Consider the following 7,759-nt stretch of genomic DNA (forward strand, 5'->3'; position numbering starts at 1 on the left):
AGGACACTATGAAAATCGCAAGCCAGATTCTTGGCGACTACCTTGCCAGTTATTCCACATTGATACTGGAACGTTCCGTTCGAGAAAAGGCTTTGATCTGCCTGCTCGATGCATTGGGTTTGGCACTTTCGGCGCGCACAGAACCCACTGCGCGGGCTGCGGTTGCTTTGTCATATCCGCTGGGTGAGGGTGCCCCCAACTCCGCGACCGCTTGGATATCCGGCGCACGTTTTTCGGCAAGTGAAGCTGCCTTCGCCAATGGCGTCGCGGTTCATGCGCATTTTCAGGATGACACGGATCATGAATCCTGGACACATCCCGGCTCGCTTGTGCCGCCTGCTGTTGTCGCGCTTGGTGAGCGCAAGGGCTCGACGCTTGAAGATGTGCTCCGGGCGCTGGTCGCTGGTTATAGTGTGATCAACTGGCTCGGGCGTGATGAAGTCGTCGCGCGAAAATTGATTGCACGCGGATTTCGCACCAGCCCAACCTTCGGCACTATCGCTGCTGCTGCCGGTAGTGCTGCTCTTCTCGGACTAAATGCGACACAAGCAGGCTCCGCTGTTTCGATCGCTGCATCCACCACCGCAGGCACGTTAGAACCGGTTCGTGCTGGTGCCGATGAATGGCGTGTACAGAATGGCCGCGCAGCACAGGGCGGGCTGATTGCAGCCTGTCTTGCCGAGGCAGGCGTCACGGGCGCGCCGCAGGCTCTTGATGGTCCGAAAGGTTTTCTGGCCACAGTGGCCGGTATGGATGCCACCCCGGAAGTGTGGTCTCTGCCACCCGATCCGGCGATCATGAACTCAATACAAGCGAAGCCCTACGCCACACTCGGGGACAATATGGCAGCAGCCATGGCGGCGCAGAAGCTCTACTTGGACAAAATCGATCCGCGCGAGATTGCTGACATCAAGGTGACGCTCTGGGAGCCATTCACGGCCTATCCAGGCACCAACTTTAAGGGTCCTTACGAACGGTTGGTTCAGACGCAGGCAAGCACCGCTTTTGCAGTGGCGACTATGCTGTCGCAAGGTGACATCACCTATGACATGGGCAATGAGCTGCGCAACGATCCGCTGGTCCTCGATCTGATCGCCAAGACGACTGTTATCCCCGACGCGGTTAACGGCGCGTGGGATTCGCTGCTGACGGTGACCATGAAGGATGGCAGTGAACGCGAAGCGCATTCTCAGGAAATGCCACGCAATCTGATCTATCAAACACAGGAACGTTCTCTGGATGTGTTCGAGCGCAGGTTGACCAAGCTTGGAGCGCCGCGAAGAGTTGCGCGTGATCACGCCGCGAAACTCTTCGCGGCGCTTGATGACGGGGCGAATATTGCGATTGCCGACGTTTTGCGTGACACGCTCGCACTGACCGGTAACCGATAGGATCTGAATACCAGATGACAAAAGGACCACTTCTATTCCATCCCTACCATGTGCGCGGCGTGGCTCTGAAAAATCGCATCGTCGTTTCGCCCATGGGTACTTATTCGGCGGAAGACGGGTGCCTGACGCCCTTTCAGTTCGCGCATTATGAACGCATGGCCATGGGAGGCGCGGGTCTTGTCATCATGGAGCAGACTTTCGTGACCCGCGCCGGTCGTGTGAGCAACGGCGATCCCGGTCTTTGGTCCGACAGCCATATCGAGCCAATGGCGCGATTGGTCTCCGAGATGAAACGCTATGGCGCGAAAACTGCAATCCAGATCAGTCATGGCGGGCGCAAGGGCGGGCAACAGCGCGCGCACGAAGGTAACGGTCCGATTTCGGAGCGCAATCTGGCTGCGGGGGATATTCAGCTTTATCCGATGGGAGCTTCACCTATTCCATTATCGGAAAACTGGCTAACGCCTGTCGAAATGAGCGAACAGCAGATTGGTGGTATCGTTGATGCCTACGCAGCGGGTGCACGTCGGGCTATTCTCGCAGGGTTTGATTTGCTCGAACTACATTTGGCGCATGGCTATCTGCTTCAGAGCTTTCTTTCGCCATTGGCCAATCAGCGCACCGACCGTTTTGGCGGTAATCTTGAAAACCGAATGCGCCTGCCCCTCATGGTGGTTGATCGGCTTCGCTCTATTATGCCGGATTCGATGCCGCTTTTTGCAAGGCTTTCGGTGACGGACTGGATCGACGGCGGCTGGACCGAAGACGAAAGTGTCGTGCTGTCCCGAGCGCTGAAGGCTGCGGGCGTCGATCTCATCGACTGTTCCTCCGGCGGCAATATGCGTGCTGGCGCGACCAACTCGAACCTGTCGCGGGGGCCGGGCTATCAGGTAGCACTGTCTGAAAGACTGCGTCGCGAAGCAGGAATACCAACCGCCGCTGTCGGTATGATCCGCACGGGTCAATATGCCGAAACCATTCTCCGCGAGGGCAAGGCCGATTTGATCTGTATCGGCCGTCAGATGCTGTTCAACCCTTTTTGGGTGCGCCACGTGGCCTGGGAGATGGGAGTGGAACGCGATTTTTCCAGTTGGCCTGAACCCTATGGTTGGTGGTTGGAAAAATGGTCTCGGGCCTTGGCGGCGAACAATGAGGACCCGCTCGGGCCTGAACATTTTCCCGAAGAAGTACTGTGAGTACGGGAGGACCAAATGCATTGGGGAAATGAACTTGCGACCATGCGTGGACGCTATGGTCAGCGTGTCGGCATCATTGATGCTGAGGGTAGCCATACAATCGCTGAGATCGTTGACCGCGCGGCGGGCATTGCCGATCGTCTGATTGCGCTTGGCTTTGGTCCCGACGATTTTATCGCAACGGTTTTTCAAAATTCGATGCTGGCAGCGGCGGCAAGCTATGCCGTTGCGCTAACTGGAGCGACAGAGGTCCCGATTAATCCCGTACTCAGCCAGAAAGAGTTCGATCACGCGCTCTCCTGCACGGGTACTCGGATTGTGCTTCTCGACCGAGCGACAACGATGTCGCTGACGCCGTCCGTTGCGGTGGAGGATGTGCGCAAATGCGCACCGCGCCCGCTGACGGCGGAAGGTTGGCCGGATGTGGAGCCGGAAACGCCGAGTCGCATCGTTTTCACAAGTGGCACCACGGGGCCCGCTAAGGGTGCTATCCACACGCATCTCGGACGCTGGACGGCGGGGCTTCTCTTGCGTTCGGTTCTTCCCACTCGTCCGGGCGCGCAAAACCGTATCCTCTTGATGACGCCCTTTTCGCATGGGAGTTCACTGCTGACCTTCGCTTATCTTGCCGAAGGCGCGAGCGTGCATCTGATGCATGGTGTGGATACAGCCGCCGTTCTGCCGCTTCTGGCGTCAGGTTCGATCACTGAAATGTTTGCACCGCCGACAGTGCTCGCCAAGTTGACCGAGGCGTTGCAACAGACCGACAGCGCCAAGCCGCAATTGCATACGATACTGACAGGAACGGCGCCTCTGTCCCCGATGCTGTATCACAAGGCTGTTGAGCAATTTGGTGAGATCATCCGCGTCACCTACGGGAAAAGCGAGATGTTCAATCCCATCACCGTGCTTTCACCTCCCGAGACCGCCGAAGCCTATGCCGGAAACGCCAGCACCCATGAGGGGCTGTGCGTCGGCTGGGCGGCAACGGGCGTGCGGATTGAAATTCGCGACGATGAAGGTCGCGTACTTCGAGACGGCGAGCCGGGGCATATTTTCCTGCATAGCCCACATATGTTTCGGGGCTACATCACAGTCAACGGCCTGAAGATGCTTGCGCCTGGGGAGTTTCACGATACCGGTGATCTAGGAAGGATTGACCAGACGGGCCGTCTTTTTCTCGTGGCACGCCAGTCCGACATGATGAAAACCGGCGGCTACAAAGTAGCCCCCGATGAGGTAGAGCGAGCGCTGGCCGCCGCACTTCCCGAAACCGAAATAATCGCGCTTGGCTTTCCGTCGGAATATTGGGGTGAAATAGTCACTTTGGTTGCCGAATGTCCACCATCGGATTGGCAGGTGCGTCTTGCCCCCGCGCTGGCCAGCATGACCTCTTACAAACGGCCAAGGCTTTTTGTCGCCATGGATGAGTTGCCGCGCAATGCAATCGGCAAACTGTCACGCGCCGAACTGCGCCGCCGGCTTGCGGAGCTTTACGACCTCATTGAAACGCCGCAACCGGCACTCGTCGGGAAAGGCAGGCAGATATGAGCGGCTTCGAACAGATACCAGCTATTTATCATCGCCCGCTAGGCGATATGCTGGTCACAACGCTTTGCGACGGCTACGTCGCCTACGACACTTTCGATATTTTCCGTGATGGCGATGCTGCACGGCTGGAACAGTTTCTGACCGCCGAGACACGGATTGCACCTCCAGTTGTCTCGATCAACGCGTTTCTTGTCCAGCATGAAAGCCGGGTTATCCTTATCGACTGCGGTTCGGGCGACATCATGGGGCCAACTTGCGGGCGATTGCCCGAACTTCTCGCACGGCTGGATATCGCGCCAGAAGCGGTCACTGACGTGCTTTTGACCCATATCCATCCAGATCATTCCAATGGTCTCACCAATCCGGAAACCGGCGCTAAACTCTTTCCGCGAGCGGTTGTTCATGTTCATGAGGCGGAAGTTCAGCATTGGTTCGATGACGAGGCAAAAGCTCGCGCTACGGAGCGCCAGAAGCGCGTTTACTTTGATGCTGGACGCATTCAGATAACGCCTTATCTCGCTGATAGCGTGCACATTTTCAATACTGAGTGCGAAGTTCTGCCTGGGATCGCAGCTGTTCCATCCGTTGGACATACGCCGGGACACAGCTGCTACATTCTGCGCTCCCGCAGTGAAGCAATGATCATTTGGGGCGACACTGTTCATGTGCCCGAGGTGCAGCTTGCCGATCCTGATGTTGGGATGATTTTCGACACCGATACGCCTGCCGCTGCTTTGTCGCGTCGCAGGATTCTGCAGCGCTGCGTCGATGAAGACCTTCTTGTTGGCGGAATGCATATCCACTTTCCCGGCTTTGCTCGTGTCAGGCGTGGATATGAAGGGGAGTATCGCTTCATTCAGGAACAATGGTTTCATGCAGAGATGCACAAGCCTGCCGAGCAAACTGGAGGAAACTGATCGGTGTCTATGATGAAAATCTGTCATGCTCCGGAACCGGGTGGGCCGGAAGCGCTGCGTTTTATGCAAGTGGAGCGCCCAATGCCGACTGCGAATGAGGTGCTGATCCGTGTTGGCGCTATTGGGGTCAATCGGCTTGATGCTATGCAGCGAGCAGGTGTCTATCCACTACCTGCGGGCGCAAATCCCGTGCTGGGTGTTGAATGTGGTGGTGAGGTTGTCGAAACGGGCGGCGACGTACCAAATCATATACGCGGCAAGCGGGTTGCAGCGCTTCTTTCCGGCGGTGGTTATGCAGAATATGCTGTCGCCCACTGGCGGCATGTCGTTGTAGTTCCCTCAGACTGGGATGATGTGCAGGCAGCTGCGGTCATTGAAACATTCTGTACGGCCCATGAGACCTTATTCGAATTGTCGCACCTTAAGGCAGGTGAGCGAGTACTGATTCACGCGGGCGGTAGCGCCGTCGGCAGTACTGCGATCCGCATGGCGCAACATGCAAAGGCAGAAATCATTACAACGGTGGGGCGTGAGGACAAGGCCCGTCGCCTGCGCGATTGGGGCGTAACAAATGTTCTGAATTATCGCGAGGTCGATTTTGCCGAGGCAACCCGCGAGATCTACCCTGATGGCATCGATGTGATCGAAGACTTCGTCGGCCCCGCATATCTGGCGCGTCATATTGCGCTTTTACGCGGGCGAGGACGCATGACATTCGTAGGACTGCTCAGCGACGGAAAGGCTGGGGCTGATGTGCCCGCCATTCTGACCAAGATGCTGCAGCTACGTGGTTTTACCCTGCGGCCGCATTCGGCAGACGAGAAAGCCGAAGTTGTCGAGCGTTTCCGCCAATGCTGGTTGCCGGTTCTCGAATCGGGCGCAATCGCGCCGACCATCCATGCGGTTTTACCCTTCAGTGACGCAATGGAAGCACATCGCATGCTGGAAGCAGCCGACAATTTCGGCAAGCTGATCCTGAGCATGTAACGCTCCAGCAAAAGGTAGTTTGGAAATGCTGATATCTCAAATTCAAGAAGAGAACGGAACGATCCGCGTTCTTGCACGGGAGGACGGAGAACCAGCGCGCGAAGTCCTTGGCGCGGCGGGTGTGCGCGAGCTGGCCCCTGCTGCGGCCCGAAGTGGCAGGGGCCTCGTCGATCAGATCAAGGGGCAGGGGTTCGGAGCGCAGGTTGAACCCGAGAGACTGGCCGTCGATGGCCTCTACCTGCCGCCGATTACTCATTTCGATCCGGCACATTTGCATTTGACCGGCACGGGGCTCACCCATTTGGGATCGGCTGCGACCCGTGACAGCATGCATGCCAAGGTCATGACAGAAGAAGCCGAACTGACGGATTCCATGAAGATGTTCCGTATGGGCCTTGAAGGCGGCAAACCGTTGGCAGGTGAATCAGGCGTGCAACCAGAGTGGTTTTACAAAGGCAACGGCCACACGCTAGCCGCACCGGGCGCGGCATTGGTTTCGCCGGCATTCGCTCAGGATTTCGGAGAAGAGCCGGAGATAGCGGGAGTTTACGTTATCGCAGATGACGGTCGCCCGATGCGCTTGGGGTTTGCCGTGGCCAATGAGTTCTCCGATCATGTGACGGAGCGGGGCAATTATCTCTGGCTTGCCCATTCCAAGCTGCGTCCTGCATCCTTGGGACCGGAAATCCGGATTGGTGCTGCGCCTGTGGATATTCGGGGCACTAGTCGCATTTTGCGTGACGGCAGAGTTTTATGGGAAAAGCCGTTTTTGTCTGGTGAGGCGAACATGTCCCACACGATTGCTAATCTCGAATATCACCATTTCAAATACGGGATTTTCCGACAGCCGGGCGATGTTCATGTCCATATGTTCGGCACAGCCACGCTGTCATTTGCCGATAAAATTCACACCCAACTAGGCGATGTTTTCGAGATCATGGCTGAAGGGTTTGGCCATCCTCTGCGCAATACCGTTGCCGTTGAGCCAAGCTATAGTTTGCAGGAACTGGCTGCTGTTGAACTTTAAGCAAGGTGTGCAGTAACCGGCTGGAAGATCAGAAAGGACCCGCTATGTCCAAGAAGAAATGCGCGATCATTGGTTCCGGCAATATTGGCACGGATTTGATGATCAAGGTGATGCGCACGTCGAAGAATATCGAGATGGGCGCAATGGTCGGCATTGATCCGAATTCGGATGGTCTGGCGCGCGCCGCACGGCTCGGCGTGCCGGTCACCCATGAAGGCATCGACGGTTTGATGCGCATGCCGGAATATCGCGATATCGATATCGTGTTCGATGCAACCTCGGCCAAGGCGCATCTGCACAATGACGCGCTGTTGCAGAAGGACGGCAAGAAGGTCATTGATCTTACGCCTGCCGCCATCGGCCCCTTCACCATTCCCGCCATCAATGGCGATGCCAATATCGACGAGCCCAACGTCAACATGGTCACATGCGGCGGTCAGGCGACGATCCCGATGGTCTATGCCGTCAAGCGCGCGACCGACCGCGTGGTCTATGGCGAAATCGTCGCTTCGATCTCGTCGCGTTCCGCTGGCCCCGGCACCCGCGCCAATATCGATGAATTTACCGAAACCACGTCGAAGGCGATCCGCGAGCTGGGTGGTGCTGAACGCGGCAAGGCGCTGATCATTCTCAACCCGGCAGAACCGCCGCTCATCATGCGCGATACGGTGTTTGTTCTGTCGCAAGGCG

At 57.0% G+C, this 7,759-nt stretch carries 7 protein-coding genes; all 7 read left to right on the forward strand.

All coding sequences use genetic code 11. The features are described from left to right. The first annotated feature begins 8 nt into the window (after nucleotides 1-8). Entirely contained in the window at nucleotides 9-1,391 is a 1,383-nt protein-coding gene (locus JAU75_RS09720; protein ID WP_199056292.1) for an MmgE/PrpD family protein, read from the forward strand. Between the two features lie 14 nt (nucleotides 1,392-1,405). Next, nucleotides 1,406-2,587, forward strand: coding sequence for an NADH:flavin oxidoreductase/NADH oxidase (locus JAU75_RS09725; RefSeq protein WP_199056293.1), 1,182 nt, complete (start codon nucleotides 1,406-1,408; stop codon nucleotides 2,585-2,587). A 15-nt stretch (nucleotides 2,588-2,602) separates the two neighbouring features. Continuing rightward, entirely contained in the window at nucleotides 2,603-4,138 is a 1,536-nt protein-coding gene (locus tag JAU75_RS09730; protein ID WP_199056294.1) for a class I adenylate-forming enzyme family protein, read from the forward strand. Further along, nucleotides 4,135-5,055 (forward strand): MBL fold metallo-hydrolase, encoded by a 921-nt coding sequence (locus tag JAU75_RS09735; RefSeq protein ID WP_199056295.1) that lies wholly within the window; start codon nucleotides 4,135-4,137, stop codon nucleotides 5,053-5,055. Before JAU75_RS09730 ends, JAU75_RS09735 begins: the two co-directional genes overlap by 4 nt. A gap of 12 nt (nucleotides 5,056-5,067) precedes the next feature. Beyond that, complete coding sequence (locus JAU75_RS09740) at nucleotides 5,068-6,042, forward strand: NAD(P)H-quinone oxidoreductase (protein WP_371836147.1); 975 nt, start codon at nucleotides 5,068-5,070, stop codon at nucleotides 6,040-6,042. Between the two features lie 25 nt (nucleotides 6,043-6,067). Beyond that, the gene (araD1, locus tag JAU75_RS09745; RefSeq protein WP_199056297.1) at nucleotides 6,068-7,069 is read left to right on the forward strand and encodes an AraD1 family protein; all 1,002 of its coding nucleotides are present in this window, start codon (nucleotides 6,068-6,070) and stop codon (nucleotides 7,067-7,069) included. A gap of 44 nt (nucleotides 7,070-7,113) precedes the next feature. Then, the coding region (locus tag JAU75_RS09750; protein WP_199056298.1) for an acetaldehyde dehydrogenase (acetylating) at nucleotides 7,114-7,759 on the forward strand (646 nt) is incomplete at its 3' end.

The sequence above is a fragment of the Ochrobactrum sp. Q0168 genome, assembly GCF_016427605.1.
GTDB lineage: Bacteria > Pseudomonadota > Alphaproteobacteria > Rhizobiales > Rhizobiaceae > Brucella.